Source organism: Streptomyces mayteni, from assembly GCF_054783955.1.
The window spans coordinates 32,255-48,534 of sequence record NZ_BAAGPR010000027.1 but is presented as its reverse complement, the minus strand read 5'-3'; the positions used below and the strand labels follow the sequence as shown (position 1 = coordinate 48,534).

16 protein-coding genes are annotated in these 16,280 nt (G+C 73.2%); 8 read left to right on the top strand and 8 right to left on the bottom strand.

Annotation, left to right across the window (positions count from 1 at the left end):
* Positions 1-14 precede the first annotated feature (14 nt).
* Positions 15-1,187, bottom strand: coding sequence for an ABC transporter substrate-binding protein (locus ACYVPE_RS15135; protein ID WP_461034089.1), 1,173 nt, complete (start codon positions 1,185-1,187; stop codon positions 15-17).
* A gap of 227 nt (positions 1,188-1,414) precedes the next feature.
* Here ACYVPE_RS15135 and ACYVPE_RS15130 point away from each other — a divergent pair, with 227 nt between their 5' ends.
* From ACYVPE_RS15130 to ACYVPE_RS15120, 3 genes are read left to right on the top strand one after another with little or no spacing between them, the layout of a single operon-like run.
* Positions 1,415-2,476, top strand: coding sequence for an Ldh family oxidoreductase (locus ACYVPE_RS15130; RefSeq protein WP_461034088.1), 1,062 nt, complete (start codon positions 1,415-1,417; stop codon positions 2,474-2,476).
* Positions 2,473-2,775 carry a putative quinol monooxygenase gene (locus ACYVPE_RS15125; protein ID WP_461034087.1) on the top strand — a complete coding sequence of 101 codons (303 nt, stop codon included), beginning with the start codon at positions 2,473-2,475 and terminating at the stop codon, positions 2,773-2,775. The genes ACYVPE_RS15130 and ACYVPE_RS15125 overlap by 4 nt, the downstream gene beginning before the upstream one ends.
* A gap of 50 nt (positions 2,776-2,825) precedes the next feature.
* Entirely contained in the window at positions 2,826-3,539 is a 714-nt protein-coding gene (locus ACYVPE_RS15120; RefSeq protein ID WP_461034086.1) for a FadR/GntR family transcriptional regulator, read from the top strand.
* A 27-nt stretch (positions 3,540-3,566) separates the two neighbouring features.
* Here ACYVPE_RS15120 and ACYVPE_RS15115 read toward each other — a convergent pair whose 3' ends face one another.
* The gene (locus ACYVPE_RS15115; protein ID WP_461034085.1) at positions 3,567-4,574 is read right to left on the bottom strand and encodes a hydroxyacid dehydrogenase; all 1,008 of its coding nucleotides are present in this window, start codon (positions 4,572-4,574) and stop codon (positions 3,567-3,569) included.
* 134 nt (positions 4,575-4,708) lie between these two features.
* Positions 4,709-5,803, bottom strand: coding sequence for a LacI family DNA-binding transcriptional regulator (locus ACYVPE_RS15110; RefSeq protein ID WP_461034084.1), 1,095 nt, complete (start codon positions 5,801-5,803; stop codon positions 4,709-4,711).
* 153 nt (positions 5,804-5,956) lie between these two features.
* Between ACYVPE_RS15110 and ACYVPE_RS15105 the strand changes: the two genes are divergently transcribed.
* From ACYVPE_RS15105 to ACYVPE_RS15095, 3 genes are read left to right on the top strand one after another with little or no spacing between them, the layout of a single operon-like run.
* Positions 5,957-6,988, top strand: coding sequence for an LLM class flavin-dependent oxidoreductase (locus ACYVPE_RS15105; RefSeq protein WP_461034083.1), 1,032 nt, complete (start codon positions 5,957-5,959; stop codon positions 6,986-6,988).
* Between the two features lie 40 nt (positions 6,989-7,028).
* On the top strand, positions 7,029-7,412 hold the full coding sequence (locus tag ACYVPE_RS15100; protein ID WP_461034082.1) for a VOC family protein: 384 nt from the start codon (positions 7,029-7,031) through the stop codon (positions 7,410-7,412).
* Positions 7,413-7,440: 28 nt separating this feature from the next.
* Positions 7,441-8,187 (top strand): methyltransferase domain-containing protein, encoded by a 747-nt coding sequence (locus tag ACYVPE_RS15095; protein ID WP_461034118.1) that lies wholly within the window; start codon positions 7,441-7,443, stop codon positions 8,185-8,187.
* Positions 8,188-8,243: 56 nt separating this feature from the next.
* Here ACYVPE_RS15095 and ACYVPE_RS15090 read toward each other — a convergent pair whose 3' ends face one another.
* Positions 8,244-10,037, bottom strand: a complete 1,794-nt coding sequence (locus ACYVPE_RS15090) for an ABC transporter ATP-binding protein (protein WP_461034081.1) — start codon at positions 10,035-10,037, stop codon at positions 8,244-8,246.
* A gap of 196 nt (positions 10,038-10,233) precedes the next feature.
* Positions 10,234-10,611 (bottom strand): DUF2255 family protein, encoded by a 378-nt coding sequence (locus ACYVPE_RS15085; protein WP_461034080.1) that lies wholly within the window; start codon positions 10,609-10,611, stop codon positions 10,234-10,236.
* Between the two features lie 205 nt (positions 10,612-10,816).
* Here ACYVPE_RS15085 and ACYVPE_RS15080 point away from each other — a divergent pair, with 205 nt between their 5' ends.
* A complete protein-coding gene (locus ACYVPE_RS15080) occupies positions 10,817-11,698 on the top strand; it encodes an LLM class F420-dependent oxidoreductase (RefSeq protein ID WP_461034079.1) in 882 nt (293 codons plus the stop codon).
* Positions 11,699-11,753: 55 nt separating this feature from the next.
* Here the strand turns inward: ACYVPE_RS15080 and ACYVPE_RS15075 are convergent, their stop codons facing one another.
* From ACYVPE_RS15075 to ACYVPE_RS15065, 3 genes are read right to left on the bottom strand one after another with little or no spacing between them, the layout of a single operon-like run.
* Positions 11,754-12,626, bottom strand: coding sequence for a carbohydrate ABC transporter permease (locus ACYVPE_RS15075; RefSeq protein ID WP_461034078.1), 873 nt, complete (start codon positions 12,624-12,626; stop codon positions 11,754-11,756).
* A 20-nt stretch (positions 12,627-12,646) separates the two neighbouring features.
* A complete protein-coding gene (locus ACYVPE_RS15070; RefSeq protein WP_461034077.1) occupies positions 12,647-13,609 on the bottom strand; it encodes a carbohydrate ABC transporter permease in 963 nt (320 codons plus the stop codon).
* A gap of 60 nt (positions 13,610-13,669) precedes the next feature.
* The gene (locus tag ACYVPE_RS15065) at positions 13,670-14,950 is read right to left on the bottom strand and encodes an ABC transporter substrate-binding protein (RefSeq protein WP_461034076.1); all 1,281 of its coding nucleotides are present in this window, start codon (positions 14,948-14,950) and stop codon (positions 13,670-13,672) included.
* A gap of 118 nt (positions 14,951-15,068) precedes the next feature.
* On the opposite strand from ACYVPE_RS15065, the gene ACYVPE_RS15060 reads away from it, so the two are divergent.
* Positions 15,069-16,091: a LacI family DNA-binding transcriptional regulator gene (locus tag ACYVPE_RS15060; RefSeq protein WP_461034075.1), complete on the top strand. Its 1,023-nt coding sequence runs from the start codon at positions 15,069-15,071 to the stop codon at positions 16,089-16,091.
* The last annotated feature ends 189 nt before the right edge of the window (positions 16,092-16,280 follow it).

Below are 16,280 nucleotides of genomic sequence, written 5' to 3'. Positions count from 1 at the left end.
GGCGGGGGAGGGGATCACCCCAGGGCCTGCTCCCAGCGGTGCAGGTAGGACTCCTGTTCCGCCTCGTCCACCCGGTCGTAGGGGTGGATGTGGACGCGGTCCGCGCCGAGCCGCCGCCGCACGTCGTCGAGGCTGTCGACGTCCGACTGCTCGACGTCCGGCCGGTAAGGCGTCAGGACGCCGGCCGCGGCGGCCGCCTGGCCGTCGGCGGAGAGCAGGAAGTCGAGGAAGAGCCGGGCCGTGTCGGGGTGCGGCGCGGTCGAGACGATCGAGGCGGCCCGGGGCACGAGGACCGTGCCCTCCTCGCAGTACGTCCAGCCGAGCAGCCCGCCGCTGCGCTTGGCGGCGGAGACGGCGGTGGCGCCGCTGATGTTGATGGAGGCGTCGTACTCGCCGGACACCACCTTCTCGACCAGCGTCCCCGAGGAGTGCTCGGCCCTGGCGAAGGGCAGCACCCGCGCCATGTTCTCCCAGCCGCCGGGGACGCTTCCCGTGTAGCCGTGGTTGGTGGCGTAGCCGAACGCGTTGGACGGGTCGTAGGCGCCGATCATGCCGCGGAACCTGGCGGGTTCGGCCTCGCAGAGCTCGCCCAGGTGGGCGAGCCCGCGGGGGCGGCGCGACTCGTCGAGCGTGTGCCGGTTGTAGAGGATGACGACCGGGTCGACGGAGAAGGCCCAGATCCCGGGCAGGATCTCCGCGAAGTCCGGCAGCCGGCTCCGCTCGGGCGAGCGGTAGTCGGCCGCGATGGCGCGGGTGGCGTAGTCGGCCCAGTTCCCCGGGCCGTTGGAGACCAGCAGGTCGGCGGGGGAGGTGCCGATCGCGGCCTCGCTGTAGTAGCGCTCGTAGACGGCCGAGTTGCCGAGGTTGGTGGCCCGGACGTCGGTGAGCCACGGGTAGTGGTCGGCGAACGCGTCGAAGATGGGCTGCCAGACGGTCTGCGAGGTCTGCGAGTAGATGACCAGCTTCCGTTCCCGGCGCGAGCCGTCGACCAGCGAGGCGTAGTCGGCCGGGTAGTAGCCGGGGACGGGCCTGGCGGCCGCGTCCGCGTCCGGGGTGGAGCAGCCGCCGAGCGTGGCGCCGGCGGCGGCGAACAGGCCGGCCGCCGTGGCGCCGCGGAGGACGGCGCGGCGCGAGGGCCGGGGAGTGTGGGTGGGTTCGGGGCCTGAGCCGGGACCGGTGCGAAACATGGCGCTCTTTCCCAATCTGGCACGACGGCGCTGTCAGAGGTCGAACATGATGGCAACCGGTAAACCTGTCAACCTTCTGAACCGCAGGACTTTGCCGCCGGGCGTCTGGTGTGCCGGTTTTGCTGCCGTTCTGTCCGGAGCTGCTCGCCACGAAATCTGGTTTACCGGTTGACCTTGTGGGGGTGTGCGGGCATGCTCTCAGCTCACCGTGCGAGTGAGGAGCCGTCATGCCCTACGTCGTCGGCGCACCGGACCTGATCCGGTTCGCCACCGCCACCGTCGAAGCCCACGGCGTTCCCGCCCGGGACGCCGCACTGCTCGCGGACACGCTGGTCACCGCCGAGCTGTGGGGCCACCCGTCCCACGGCATGCTGCGGCTGCCCTGGTACCTGGACCGGCTGACCAGCGGCGCGATGGCGGCGGTCACCGAGCCCGCCGTCGTCGCCGACCACGGGGCGGTGCTGGTGCTCGACGGCCGGGACGGCATCGGCCAGGTGGTCACCGACCACGCGGTCGCCCTGGGCGTCGACCGCGCGCGCGAGCACGGGATCGGCGCGGTCGGCGTGCGGAACTCGGGCCACTTCGGCACCGCCGCCTACTTCACCCGCAAGGCCGCAGAGCGCGGCTGCGTGGCGATCCTGGGCACCAACGGCAGCCCCGCCATGGCCCCGTGGGGCGGCCGCGAGAAGCGGGTGGGCGCCAACCCCTGGTCCGTCGCGGCGCCCGGCGGCCGGTACGGCACGGTGGTGATGGACATCGCCAACACCGGCGTGGCGCGCGGCAAGATCTACCACGCGAGGGAGCGCGGCGAGCCGATCCCCGAGGGCTGGGCGGCCGACGCGGACGGGGTGCCCACCACCGATCCGGGCCGCGCGATCGAGGGCCTCATCCTGCCGATGGGCGGCCACAAGGGCTACGCCATCTCCTTCATGTTCGACGTGCTGGCCGGGGTCCTGACCGGCAGCTCCTTCGGCACCGGCGTCGCCGGCCCCTACGTGCCGGACGCCCGCAGCGGCTGCGGCCACCTGCTGATCTGCCTCGACGTCCGCGCGATGGCCGAACCGGCCGAGTTCGGGCGGCGGATGGAGACGCTGATCGAGGAGACCAAGGCCGTGCCGACCGCCCCAGGGGTGACCGAGATCCTGGTGCCAGGCGAGCCCGAGACCCGCACCGCGGAGCGGCTGCGCGCCGAGGGGATCGGCATCGTCGACGACACCTGGGCCTCGCTCGCCCGCGTCGCGGCCCGCACCGGCGTGGCCCTGCCGACCCCGGCGGAGGTGGCCGCGTGATCGCGCTGACCGTCTCGCTCCAGGTCGTCCCCGGCCACCGCGACGCGTTCCTCGCCGCCATCAGGGAGCAGGCCGAGCGGTCCTTCACCGACGAGCCGGGCTGCCGGTACTTCGACGTGGTCTGCGACCTCGCGGACGACCACCACTTCGTCTTCCACGAGCTCTACGCCGACGAGGCCGCGGTCGACGCGCACCGGGCCGCGCCGCACTACCCGGCCTGGCAGGAGGCGGTGGCCAGGCACGTCGTGCCTGGCAGCCGCGTCAACACCCTGTCGCGGCTGCTGTTCCACCACTCCTGACCGGACACCGTTCGGCTACGGTTCAGCAGGCGACCGAGGATGGGGTGACGATGGCGGGGTTGACGCGGATCGAGCGGGAGGAACCGGCGGCGCCGGCGGTCGAGGTGGCGAGGCGGCTGCTCGACCACCTGCTGACGTCGGGGCAGTTGCGGGCCGGCGACCGGCTGCCGCCCGAGCGGCAGTTGGCCGAGGACTTCGGGGTGGGGCGCTCCGCGGTCCGCGAGGCGCTGAAGTCGTTGAGCCTGTTGGGGCTCGTCGACATCCGGCAGGGCGACGGCACCTATGTGCGGAACGCCACCTCCGACCTGCTGCCCCAGGTGCTGGAGTGGGGGCTGCTGCTCGGCGACCAGACGGTGGAGGACCTGATGGAGGCCAGGGCCTGCGTCGAGACCGACCTGGCCGAGCTGGCCGCGCTGCGCCGCACCGGCAACGACCTGGTCGCGCTGGAGACCCACTTCTCCCGGATGACGGCGGCGCACGACGACCCGGCCGCCTACCTGGAGGCGGACCTGGACTTCCACCGCGCGCTCGCCCAGGCCGCCCACAACGCGACCCTGGCAGGTCTCCAGGCGCGCCTGGAGACCCTGGTCGCGGTGTGGATAAGGCAGAACATCCGCAAGCCGCGCGAGGGGCGGCTCGCCGAGCACACCGCCGTCCTCGACGCCGTCCGGGCGGCCGACCCGCGGGCCGCCCGGGAGGCCATGCGGGCCCACATGTCCTCGGCCACCCGGCGGCTGCGCGCCCGACTCGCCGCCGAGGAGTGATCAGAAGGCGTCAACTCCGCGCACGGCTCAGGCGGTGCGGTCGAGCTCCCCGAGCTCGACCGCGTGCCGCGGCGGGCTCCCGGCGAGCAGCCGCTCGATCTCCTGGACCATGCTGAGCCCGAGCCGGCGCAGCTCGTTGCCGAGCGAGCCCGCCACGTGCGGCGTCACGAACACGTTCGGCAGCCGGAGCAACGGCGAGTCGGCGGGCAGCGGTTCCGGGTCCGTGACGTCGAGCACGGCCCGCAGCCGGCCCGTCGTCAGCTCCTTCACCAGCGCCTCGGTGTCCACCAGGCTGCCGCGGGCGGTGTTGATGAGCACGGCGCCGTCCGGCAGCAGCGCCAGCCGCTCGGCGTCCAGCAGGTGCCGGGTCTCTGGGGTGGCCGGCGCGTGCACGGAGATGATCGCGCAACCCGTCAGCAACTCGTCGAGGGACACGGCGCGCACGCCGAGCGCCCGCGCCTCCGCCTCGTCCACGTAGGGGTCGTGGAGCAGCACCTCGTGGTCGAAGGGCCGCAACAGCTCGATCACCCGGCGGCCGATCCGGGAGGCGCCGATGATCCCGACCCGCGGGCCGGCGTTCCCGAAGTCCCGCACCACCAGGCCGCGCGGCGGCGCCCCGGTCTCGCGGTAGGCGTCGCGGAGGGCGAAGACGTCCTTGCCGCAGAGCAGGATCATGCCCAGCGTGTACTCGGCGACCGGCAGCGCGTTGGCCGCCGCGGCCGTGGAGACCACGATCCCCCGCTCCCAGACGGCCGGCGGGAGCAGCTTCTTCACCGTGCCACCGGTGTGCAGGATCGCGCGCAGCCGCGGCAGGGCGTCCAGGACGCCGGGGGTGATCGGCGGGCACCCCCACCCGGTGACGAGGAACTCCGCCTCGGCCAGCCGCCCGGCGAGGGCGGGGGCGGCGAAGTCCTTGACGGTGAGCGTGGGGTCGATGTCGACCAGCTCCGTCAGGCGGGCGAGCACGTCCGGCGGGAAGAGCAGCGGAAGATTGCGGTCGTCGACGGCGAACAGGGCAGTGGGGCGCATGGGCATCGCGGGGAAACACCTTCGGTCGGCTGGCTCACCGGCCAATAGAATGCGCCATACCGCTCACGATTAGCAATCATCATCCAGGATGCGCAACGACTGCGCGCGCGTGGGCGGTTCTGGCCCCGGGGGCTGGGGGGTCAGCCGGCGGTCGCGGCGCCGCAGGAGGCCCGGACGATCAGCCGCGGCTGGAGGACCAGCTGCCGGACCGCCGGCGGCTCCGCCGCGTCGAGCCGGTCGAGCAGCAACCGGGCCGCCAGCTCCCCCAGTTCGTGCTTGGCCGGGGCCACCGCCGTCAACGGCACGTCGGCCAGCGCCGCGATCTCGTCGTCGTAGGCGATCAGCGCCAGGTCCTCGGGGGTGCGCAGCCCGCGCGAGCGCAGCCGCCGCATCAGCTCGATCGCGTCGTGGTCGGAGTGGACGAGCGCCGCCCGGGCGCCGCCCGCCAGGCAGGCCGCCACGAACCGGTCGTGGCGCTCCGCGGCCTCCGCCGCGCCGGGCGACGGCTGGCCGCTGTCGTGAACCGGGGCCGACGGGTCGAGCCCGAGCTGCTCGACGGCGCTCGCGTGCCCCTCGCGGATGTGCCCGGCCGTCGGGCTGCCGTTGGTGAACAGGGCCACCCGCTGGTGCCCGAGCTCCGCCAGGTGCCGCACCGCGGCGGCCGCGCCCTGCCGGTGGTCGGAGGCCACGAACTCGTAGGGGCCGTAGCGGTCCTGCGGCTGCCGCTCCAACAGCACGAACGGCAGGCCGCTGTCCCGGAGCCGGTCGAGCGTCGCCTGCGGGACGAGGGGGCCGCCGGCCGAGGTGACCAGCAGCCCGGCGACGCCGGCCGCGCGCAGCTCGTCGATCTGCGTCAGGTCGTCCGGCCGCGCGTAGTCGCTGAGGCCGATCACGATCCGCGCGCCGCGCTCGGCGGCCGCCGCCCGAACGCCGGCGACGACCCGCGGGTAGTAGTAGGTGGCCGAGGGAACCAGCAGCCCCAGCGCCCTGGTCGGCGCGGTGGGGGCGGCGGAGAGCGGCGTCGCGGTCGCGCCGGCGGGCGGTGGCACGGCGAGCAGGGCACCGCCCCGCACCCGCGTCACCCGGCCGTCGGCCTCCAGGTCGGCCAGGTCACGGCGGATGGTGGCGCCGGAGACGCCGAGCCGGCTCACGAGCTCGGACACCTTCAGCCCGCCCGCCGCCTCCAACTCTCTGAGCAGCAGCTCGTGTCGCTGCGCGACCAGCATCTCCGCCATGGCCATCTCCCCCTGAACAGGTTCGAACATCCTAGGTGATCGACACCGGCGGCCCCGGGGCACGCGCGCCCCGCGCCCAGGGGGCGCCTCCGGGCTGCCCTGAACCGCGCGGGGAACACCGCGCGGCCGCACCGGCTGTTAGGCTCCCGCGCCATGGCGCGCACGCTGCGGAAGCTGGGCTTCCTGACGATCGGTCTGTTCGATCCCGCCGACCCGCGCGCCGGCCACGAGGCCACCCTCGGCCTCATCGAACTCGGCGAGCGGCTGGGCTTCGACAGCGCCTGGGTGCGGCACCGGCACCTCCAGTACGGCATCTCGTCGCCGGTCGCGGTGCTCGCCGCCGCCAGCCAGCGGACCAGCCGCATCGACCTCGGCACCGCCGTCATCCCGCTCGGCTGGGAGAACCCGCTGCGGCTCGCCGAGGACCTGGCCACCGTCGACCTGCTCGCCGGCGGCCGCCTCAACCCGGGCGTCAGCGTCGGCCCGCCCATGCGGTACGACGAGGTCAGGGGCGCGCTCTACCCGGACACCGGCGACGCCGAGGACTTCGGCCACGAACGCGTCAGCCGGCTGCTGTCGTTCGTGCGCGGCGAGCCGGCCACCGGCTTCAGCGGCACCCAGGGCTTCGAGGCGTTCTCCGACCGCGTCCAGCCGCAGGCGCCCGGTCTGGCCGACCGCATGTGGTACGGCGCGGGCAGCCTCCGCTCGGCCCGCTGGGCGGGCGAGCACCGGATGAACCTGCTGACCAGCAGCGTCGTCAAGGCCGAGGAGGCCGAGGGCGAGCCGGACTTCGCCGCGATCCAGCGCGCGCAGATCAGGACCTTCCGCGCCCACCACCCCGAGGGCGAACGGGCCAGGGTCTCCCAGGGCCTCGTCGTCGTCCCCACCGACTCCGCCACCCCGGCACAGCGCGCGCGGTACCAGGCGTACGCCGGCGAGCGCACCCCGAGGACGGCCACCCCGCAGGGCCCCGCCCGGCTGATGTTCGCCCCCGACCTGGTCGGAAGCTCGGCGGAGATCGCCGAACGGCTGGCCGCCCACGCCGCGTTCCGCGAGGTCGACGAGGTGGCCTTCGCGCTGCCCTTCACCTTCGAGCCCGAGGACTACGTCCAGATCCTCACCGACATCGCCGGCCACCTCGCCCCGGCGCTCGGCTGGCGCCCCGCCCGACCGGCCGCCGAATAATGCGCGGCGCGCCGGCGCGGGCCTCCCTACACTGACGCGCATGGCATGCCGCATCAGCGAACTGGTCATCGACTGCGCGGACCCCGAGCGGCTCGCCGCGTTCTGGGGCGAGGTACTCGGCTACGTCGAACTCGGCCGGGAGGACGACGGAAGCATCGAGATCGGGCCGCCCGACACCGGATTCGGCGGCCCCCAACCCATCCTCGTCCTCAGCCCGAGCGACGCCCCGCACACCGGGAAGCTCCCGCTGCACATCGACGTCAACGCCACCGACCGCGACCAGGAGGCCGAGCTCCAGCGGCTGCTCGCGCTCGGCGCCAAACCGGCCGACGTCGGCCAGACCGGCACCGAGAGCTGGCACGTACTGTCCGACCCGGAGGGCAACGAGTTCTGCCTGCTGCACGCCCGACTCAGCCCCCTCTGACCGCATGCCCCAGGAGAGCCGCCACACCGTGGAACTGCCCCGCGTCTTCACCATCCGCGAGAGCGGCCACCGCATCCACAACCCGTTCACCGCCGACCAACTCGCCGCCCTCGGCCGGGCGCTCCGGCTGCCGCCCGAGGCACGCGTCCTCGATCTCGCCAGCGGCTCGGGCGAGTTGCTCTGCACCTGGGCCCGCGACCACCTCATCACCGGCACCGGCGTGGACATCAGCACCGCGTTCACCGCGAGCGCCGAGGCCCGCGCCGCCGAACTCGGCGTCGCCGACCGGGTCGAGTTCGTGCACGGCGACGCGACCGGCTACGTCGCGGCCGAGCCGGTGGACGTCGCGGCCTGCCTCGGCGCGACCTGGATCGGCGGCGGCGTCGCCGGCACCGTCGAGCTGCTGCGGCGCAGCCTGCGCCCCGGCGGCATCCTGCTGGTCGGCGAGCCGTACTGGCGGCGGCCGCCGCCCGACCAGGAGACCCTCGCGGCCTGCCACGCCACCGCCGAGGACGACTTCCTGCCGCTCCCCGAGCTGATCGAGCGGTTCGGCGAACTCGGCTACGACGTCGTGGAGATGGTGCTGGCCGACCAGGAGGGCTGGGACCGCTACCGGGCCGCCCAGTGGCTCAGCATCCGCCGCTGGCTCGACCGCAACCCCGACGACGAGCTGGCCCCCGAGCTGCGGGCCGAGCTCACCACCGCCCCCGCCAGCTACGCGCGGTACGAGCGGGAACACCTCGGCTGGGGCGTCTTCGCGCTGCTGGCCCGCTGACGCCACCGCCCCGGGACCGGGGAGGAACCCGACCGGCCAGGGGCGGTGGCGGTCGGTCAGGCCGCGTGGCCCGGCTGCAGCTGGCGGTAGAGCCCGCCGAGGGCCACCAACTCGTCGTGGGTGCCGGTCTCCCGGATCCGGCCGCCCTCCAACACCAGGATCCGGTCGGCGTTGCGGATCGTGGAGAGCCGGTGCGCCACGACGAACACCGTGCGGCCGCTCATCAGCCGGCCCAACGCCTCCTGCACCAGGGCCTCCGAGCGCCCGTCGAGCGCGGAGGTCGCCTCGTCCAGGATGAGCACCCGCGGGTCGCGGATCAGCGCCCTGGCGATCGCGAGCCGCTGCCGCTGGCCGCCGGAGAGCCTGGCCCCGTGCTGCCCCACGAGGGTGTCGACGCCCTCCGGCAGCCGGGAGACGAACTCCCAGGCGTTGGCCGCCTGGAGGGCGGCGCGCAGGGTGTCCTCGTCGACCTCCTCCGGCAGCCCGTAGGCCACGTTCTCCCGGATGGTGCCGGCGAACAGGATGGACTCCTGCGGCACGACCGAGAGGAAGCGGCGGTAGGTGCGCAGGTCCAGGTCGGCGGTGTCGAGGCCGTCGAGCAGGATGGCGCCCTCGGTCGGCCGGATGAAGCCGATCAGCAGGTTGAGCACCGTGGACTTCCCGGCACCCGACGGGCCGACCAGCGCGACGGTCTCGCCGGGCCGCACGGTGAGGTCGAGCTCCGCGACGGACGGCTCGTCGGTGCCCTCGTAGGTGAACCCGACCCGGCGGAACTCGACGCCGCCGGTGACGCCGGCGACCTCGCGCTTGCCGTCGTTGCTCTCCAGGTCGGGGGCTTGCAGGACCTCGCCGATGGAGCGCACCGACTCCAGCCCCCTGGTCATGGTCGGCGCCAGGCCCATCAGCGCGGTGGTGGAGGCGGTGAGGGTGGTGAAGAAGGTGCTCAGCATGACGACGTCGCCCGCCGTCACCGGCAGCCAGCCGTAGTAGGCGACCAGCGCCGCGCCGATCAGGCAGCAGACGCCCAGCGCGTTGAGCACGTTCCAGGCCAGCGAGGACACCCGCCCGTTGAGCAGGTCGAGCCGGAAGCCGGCGGTGCGCACCCGGTCGAGCACGCCGTCGACGCGGTGGATCGCGGTGTTCTCCAGGCCGTGCGCCCGGGTGATGTGGATCAGGCTGGTCATCTCGGTGACCCGGGAGGAGAGGAGCTCGATCTCCTTGCGGAAGGTCTCGTTGCGGCCGCGCAGCCGGCCGCGCAGCAGCCGGATGAGCAGCGCGGCCGCCGGCACGACGACCAGGAAGATGGGGAGGAAGGCGGGGGCGCGGATGCCGATGACGATCAGCCCGCCGAGCATCGTGGTGACCGCGCCGAGGCCGACCTCCGCGGTCTGCTTCAGGCTCTCCTCGATGGTGTCGACGTCCCGCACCACCTTGGCGTTCAGCACGCCGGAACTGACCCTGGAGTGGTAGCCGATGGACAGCTCCTGCATCCGCCGGCAGAGCGCGGAGCGCAGGGTGGTGCTGAGCCGGCGGATGGTGGTGCTCATCAGCCGGGAGTAGAGGACGGCCGAGGGGTAGTTGACGACGAACATGCAGGCCAGCACGGCCGCGTTGTACCAGAGTTCGGAGATCGGCCGCTGCTGGACGACGACGTCGATGATGTTCGCGGTGATCAGCGGCAGCAGCCACAGGGGGCTGTGCCGGACCGCGAACACGGCGACGGCGGCGACGAGCCGCGCCCGGTCGGGGCGCAGCAGGTAGGCGAGGGTACGGACGGGGTGTTCCCCCTGGTAGCGATGGTCGAGGGGGGTGCCCTGAGGGAAGGAGGAGGGGGAAAGCGCTTTCTCCATGGGGAGAAGTCAATCCCTCCCGCGCGCCGTGGAGCAACCCCGTTCCACGCCCCGTTCCGCGCCCCGTTCCACGCCCCGGTTCGCGCCCCGGTTCGCGCCCCGGGTCCTTCCCCCGGGCGCCTCGCCGGATCCTCCTCCCGGCTCCCGGCTCCCGGCTCCCGGCTCCCGGCTCCCGGCTCCCGTGGCCCCGGCGGGCTCAGTGCGGGACGAGCCTGAGGGTGCTGCCGCGCGCCGGGTCGGCCACCATCGGGTCGACGTAGGCGTCGCTGTAGCTGCGGTACTTGGTGCGGTAGGCGGAGTCGATCCGCTCGTTGAGCGCCGGGTCGGCCTCGTCCACGAACGTCACGTCCCGGTCGACGCCGCCGGCGCTGATGTGCCCCTCGTGCCGGGACTGCGCCGTGCGGAACCATGCGCCGCCGCGCCCCCGGTAGGAGCGCACGTAGAGGTCGTCGCCCTCCCTGACCACCCAGATGGGGACCGGGGAGCGCGTGCTCCCGTCCTCGCGGAGCGGGGCGATGCGCAGCTCGTCGGCGCGCTCGATGCGGCTCAGCTCGTCGTCGTTCCAGGTGCTCATCCGCTCGACTCCTTCGCTCGTGACGCGGGGTGACGGCCGGCACGGCCAGTATCACCCCCGAGGGCGCCGGCGACCACCGGGGCGGCGCGGCGCCGCGTCAGCTGGACGGCCCCTCCCGGTTCCCCTCCCGGCGGCGGTGCGCGGATCCTGGTCTGGTGGGCCGCCGGCGTCGGCGGGCACACCGCGAGGCAGACGGGAGACCGGAATGAGGCTCGGCATCCACATCATGGAGTTCGACGACCCGGCGGGGCCCGGGGCCCTCGGCCCCCAGCTGGCGGCGGCCGGGGCCGCCGCCGAGGCGGCCGGCGTCGACTGGATCTCCGTGATGGACCACTACTTCCAGATGGAGCAGTTCGGCGGCCCCGAGCGCGCCATGCTGGAGGCGTACACCACCCTCGGCTTCCTGGCCGCGCACACCTCGACCGTGCGGCTCGGCGTGCTGGTCACCGGGGTGACCTACCGCCACCCCGGGCTGCTCGCCAAGATCGTCACCACCCTCGACACCCTGTCGGGCGGCCGGGCCACCCTCGGCCTCGGCGCCGCCTGGTACGAGCGCGAGCACCTGGGGCTCGGCGTGCCCTACCCGCCGCTCGCCGAGCGGTTCGAGCGGCTGGAGGAGACGGTGCGGATCTGCCTCCAGATGTGGGACCCGGACGACGACGGGCCGTTCGCGGGCGAGCACTACCGGCTGGCCGAGACCCGGTGCGTGCCCCGGCCGATCAGTCGGCCCCACCCGGAGCTGCTGATCGGCGGTGGCGGCGAGAAGAAGACCCTGCGGCTGGTGGCCAGGTACGCCGACGCGTGCAACCTCCTGCCCACCACCCCCGAGGAGGTCGCGCACAAGCTCGACGTGCTGCGCCGGCACTGCGACGACCTGGGACGGGACTACGACCGGATCCGCAGGACCACCATCGCCTCGGGCGACGCCCTCGGCCGGGGCGACGTGGACGGCTTCGTCCGGGAGATGGCGGCCTACGCGGAACTGGGCGTCGAGAGCGTGGTGGTGCCCACCTCGGCCACCGACGCCGCCGGCTGGATCGAGGAGCGGATCGCGCCCGTGGTCCCGCGTCTGGTCCAACTCGGCTGAGCGCCCGGCGCCGTCCCGCCGTCAGAGCCGTACGGCGGGGCCGCCGAGGCCGTGGTCAGCCCTTGAAAGCGCCGTCCAGGATGCCGGCCACCATCCGGCGCCCGACGAACACGAACAGCACGAGCAGCGGCAGGGTGGCGAGGAACGAGCCGGACATGGCCAGGCCCAGGTCGACGCTGAAGTTGTTCTGCAGGGCCTTGATGGCGATCTGCACGGTGTACGTGTCGGGCGACTTGAGGACGACGAACGGCCAGAGGAAGTCGTTCCAGGCGGTGACGTAGCCGAAGAGTCCGAGTACGAAGGCGGCGGGGCGGACGATGGGGAAGGCGATCCGCCAGTAGATCTGCCAGCTGTTGGCGCCGTCGATCCGAGCGGCCTGCATCAACTCGTCGCTGAGGGTGGTGGACAGGTGCTGGCGCATCCAGAAGATGCCGAAGGCGCTGGCCAGTCCCGGCACGATCAGCGCCTGGAGGGTGTCCACCCAGCCGAGTTCGGCGATGATCAGGTACTGCGGGATGATCGCGAGCTGGGTCGGCACGGTCATGGTGAGCACCACGATCAGGAACAGCACCTCGCGGCCGCGGAACGCCAGCTTGGCGAAGGCGAAGCCGGCCAGCGAGCAGAGCACCGCGTGGCCCACGCCGATGGCGCCGGCCACCAGCACACTGTTGGCGACCGAGCGCAGGAACGGCACCGTGGTGAGCACGAGTTCGGCGAGGTGGAGGAAGTTGTCGCCCGGCACGACCTCGGGCGGCATCCGGGTCGCGGTGGCCGAGTCGGTGGTGGCGACGACGAACATCCAGTAGAGCGGGAAGAGGCAGACGACCGCGGCGAGGACGAGCAGGGCGTAGGTCCACCAGCGGACGCCGCCCGCGCGGCGGCGCCGGTGGCCGCCGGCGGGCGGTGTGCCGGGGCGCGGCGTGGTCATCGGCCCTCCTGGCGACGTGCTCATGTGCCCTCCTGGCGGGTGAGGGTGGCGGCGAGGTAGTTGAGCAGCGCGATGGCGACGACCATCACGAACAGGGCCACGCCGATGGCGGCCGCGTAGCCGAACTGGAACATGCCGAAGCCCTGTTCGTAGAGGAAGAGGGTGAGGGTCTGGCACTCGCGGGTCGGGCCGCAGGTCAGCGGCGCGGCGCGGGAGACGAGCAGCGGCTCGGTGAAGATCTGCAGGCCGCCGATGGTCGAGGTGACGACGGTGAAGACGATGATCGGCCGCAGCGAGGGCACCGTGATGTGCCGGAACCGCTGCCAGCCGCCGGCGCCGTCCACCGCGGCCGCCTCGTAGGTCTCGCGGGGGATCGCCTGGAGCGAGGCCAGGTAGAGCAGGGTGGTGTAGCCGAACCAGCGCCAGGTGACCATGACGGCGATCATCAGGTGGCTGCCCCAGCCGGACTGGACGAAGTCGACGGGCCCGAGGCCGACGAGGCCGAGCAGCCAGTTCAGCAGCCCGTAGTCGCGATCGAACATCTGGGCGAAGACGATGGTGGTGGCGGCCACCGAGGTGATGTAGGGGACCAGCATGGTCATCCGGAAGAACGCGGCCCAGCGCAGCCTGGCGTGGTGCAGCACGTGCGCCAGCAGGAGTGCCAGGGCGAGCTGCGGCACGGTGGAGAGCAGCCAGATGCTGAGCGTGTTGCGGGTCGCGTTCCAGAACCGCGGGTCGTCGAGGAGCCGGGTGAAGTTGTCGGCGCCGACGAAGACCTGGTCGCCGATGGGGTTCCAGTCGAAGAGCGCGATGTAGAAGGTGAAGAGCAGCGGGAAGAGGCCGAAGATCGCGAAGATCACGAAGAACGGCGCGATGTAGAGGTAGGGGGCGACCCGCTCGCCGAGCCGCTGGCGGATCCGGGTCGGCGCCGTGAGCGGGCGGGTGGCGGCCGGCGCGGGCGTCGGGCCGAGGAGTGTGGTCACAGGTCGTTCGCTTTCTGCCTCGGAGACTCGGGGACTCGGGGCCTCGGGCGGGTGGGGCCCTCACCGCCCGATGGCGATCCGGATGTTGTCCAGTGCCCGGTCCCAGGCGCGCTCCGGATCGCCGCCGCCCTGCTCGACGTCGGTGAGGGCGTTCAGGAACTCCTGGCCGATGGTCGAGCTGTCCCGCCCGACGGGGAACGGCCTGAGGCCGAGCAGCGATTCGGTGTAGAGCCGGCCGACCGGGGCGTCGGAGAAGAACGGGTCGGTGTACGAGGTCAGGGCCTCGTCCTGGTAGACCGAGGGCGTGGTGGGGAGGGAGCCCGCGTCGGCGAAGTGGTCGAGCTGGCCGGCCGGCGACTGGGTCTCCCTGATGTACTCCCAGGCGGCCTCGGGGTTCTCGGCGTTCCGCGGGATCGCCAGGTAGCTGCCGCCCCAGTTCCCGGCGCCGCCGGGGATCGGGGCGAGGTCCCAGGAGCCCGCGGTGTCCGGCGCGTTGGTGCGGATGCTGTTGAGCATCCAGGACGGCGCGGCCAGCGCCGCGTAGTCGCCGTGCTGCATCCCGGCGCCCCAGCTCTCGGCGAACGAGCTCTGCCCGGCCGTGATGCCGGCGTCGATCGCGGCCAGCGCCAGGTCGAACGCCTCGCGCACCGGCGGGCTCTCCCGGTACACCGGTTCGCCGTCCTCGTCGTAGTACTTCACCTCGCCCTGGTTGACCGCCTGGTAGAAGACGCTGGTGGCCGCGTTGTCGAGGAACGCCTCGCCGGTGGCCGCCGTGTAGCGGCGGCCGACCTCGATGAACTCCTCCCAGCTGGGCCACAGCGCGCCGACCTCGGCGCGGTCGGTGGGCAGTCCCGCGGCGGCGAACAGGTCGGTCCGGTAGGCGACGGCCAGGCCGCCGACGTCCGTCGGGACGCCGATCACCCGGCCGTCGGCGCCGGTGGACTGGGCGATCACCCAGTCCAGGTAGTCGCTCCTGATCTCGTCGGCGCCGAACTCCCGCAGGTCGTGGAAGTTGTGCGACGCCTCGACGAACCTGGGCAGGTCGTCGCCCTGGATCAGCACCAGGTCGGGGACCTTTCCGGCGGCCAGCGCGGTGACCAGCGCCTGTGCCGTCTCCACCGAGCTGCCCACCTCGGTGAGTTGGACGTCTATCTCGGGGTGGGCGCGCTCGTACTCCGCCACCGCGGCGGCCTGGTCGATCCCGGAGAACGACCAGAACTCGATCGACCGGCCGTCGCCACCGCCGGGTCGGGAGCGGTTGGCGCAGCCGGTGGCCACGACCACCGACAGGCAGAGGGCGAGCGCGAGCAGGGGGCGTCGCGCGGTGGGGCGTCTGGACAATTCCTTCGACTCTCTCGTGACGGGCGGAGGGCAGGCCCTGGGGCGGTCAGCGGGAGGCCGACTGTGGTCGGCCGCGGGCTCGAAACGTTCGAGATCCGGCGCCCGATAGACTTTCGGTATGAGCTCGACCGCCAAGGAGCCCCTGACCATCGCGCAGATCGCGCAGCGCGTCGGCGTGTCGGTGGCGACGGTCTCCAAGGTGGTCAACGGCCGGGCCGACGTGGCCCCCGGCACCCGCTCGTTGATCGAGAGCGTCATCCAGGAGCACGGCTACCGCCGCCAGAAGAAGGCCGCGGGGCCCGCGCCGCTGCTCGACCTGGTCTTCCACGAGGCGGAGGGCGTCTACGCGATCGAGATCTTCCGGGGCGTGCAGCGGGTGGCGAGCGACCACGGTCTCGCCGTGGTGCTCTCGGAGTTGAGCCGGCGCGAGACCCACGGCCGGGACTGGGTGGACGAGGTGCTGGTGCGCCGTCCCACCGGGATGATCGCGGTGTTCTCCGGGCCGAGCGGCGCCCAGGGCGACCAACTGCGGGTGCGCGGCATCCCGTTCGTCGTGCTCGACCCGACCGGCGAGCCCGACCACTCCTGGCCGTCGGTCGGCGCGAGCAACTGGAGCGGCGGCCTCTCCGCCACCCGTCACCTGCTGGAGCTGGGCCACCGGCGGATCGCCGTGATCACCGGGCCCGAGCACATGCTGTGCAGCCGGGCCAGGCTCGACGGCCACCGCGCCGCGATGGACATGGCGGGCGTCCCGGTCGATCCGGCCCTGGTGCGGGTGGGGGACTTCCGGCACGAGGGCGGGCTCCGGCACATGCGCGAGCTGCTGCGGCTGCCCGACCCGCCGACCGCCGTCTTCGCCGGCAACGACGGCCAGGCGCTCGGCGCCTACCGGGCGGCGGCCGAGGCCGGCCTCCGGGTGCCAGAGGAGCTGAGCGTGGTCGGCTTCGACGACCTGTACCCGGGGCAGTGGGCCACCCCGCCGCTCACCACGGTGCGGCAGCCGCTGGCCGGCATGGCGGCCACCGCCGCCACCATGGTGCTCGACCTGGCCGGCGGGCGTCGACTGCCGCAGACCCGCGTGGAGTTGGCCACCGAACTGGTCGTCAGGGGCAGCACCGGGCCGGCGCCGGCGCCCCGTTAGGACCGGTCTCCACGGAGTCATGGGCACGTCCCTCCCCAGCGTGTTCGGCAGGCCGGACGACGTTCGATCAGCAGGGCCCTGAAGGTAGGAGACGGCGCTGGGGTCGTCAATACTTTCGACCACAACCACCGAATCAATCGGAGTGGGTGGGTCGTTGCCGGACCGCTTGACGAACTCCCGGGCGCTCTC

Bases quoted from the DNA above. Each gene is read 5' to 3' on its own strand.
- ACYVPE_RS15130 (WP_461034088.1), top strand. From the start codon at position 1,415: ATGCCCTACGTCGTCGGCGCACCGGACCTGATCCGGTTCGCCACCGCC.
- ACYVPE_RS15135 (WP_461034089.1), bottom strand. From the start codon at position 1,187: ATGTTTCGCACCGGTCCCGGCTCAGGCCCCGAACCCACCCACACTCCC.
- ACYVPE_RS15110 (WP_461034084.1), bottom strand. From the start codon at position 5,803: ATGGCGGAGATGCTGGTCGCGCAGCGACACGAGCTGCTGCTCAGAGAG.
- ACYVPE_RS15080 (WP_461034079.1), top strand. From the start codon at position 10,817: ATGAGGCTCGGCATCCACATCATGGAGTTCGACGACCCGGCGGGGCCC.
- ACYVPE_RS15075 (WP_461034078.1), bottom strand. From the start codon at position 12,626: ATGACCACGCCGCGCCCCGGCACACCGCCCGCCGGCGGCCACCGGCGC.
- ACYVPE_RS15100 (WP_461034082.1), top strand. From the start codon at position 7,029: ATGGCATGCCGCATCAGCGAACTGGTCATCGACTGCGCGGACCCCGAG.
- ACYVPE_RS15090 (WP_461034081.1), bottom strand. From the start codon at position 10,037: ATGGAGAAAGCGCTTTCCCCCTCCTCCTTCCCTCAGGGCACCCCCCTC.
- ACYVPE_RS15120 (WP_461034086.1), top strand. From the start codon at position 2,826: ATGGCGGGGTTGACGCGGATCGAGCGGGAGGAACCGGCGGCGCCGGCG.
- ACYVPE_RS15085 (WP_461034080.1), bottom strand. From the start codon at position 10,611: ATGAGCACCTGGAACGACGACGAGCTGAGCCGCATCGAGCGCGCCGAC.
- ACYVPE_RS15060 (WP_461034075.1), top strand. From the start codon at position 15,069: ATGAGCTCGACCGCCAAGGAGCCCCTGACCATCGCGCAGATCGCGCAG.
- ACYVPE_RS15105 (WP_461034083.1), top strand. From the start codon at position 5,957: ATGGCGCGCACGCTGCGGAAGCTGGGCTTCCTGACGATCGGTCTGTTC.
- ACYVPE_RS15115 (WP_461034085.1), bottom strand. From the start codon at position 4,574: ATGCCCATGCGCCCCACTGCCCTGTTCGCCGTCGACGACCGCAATCTT.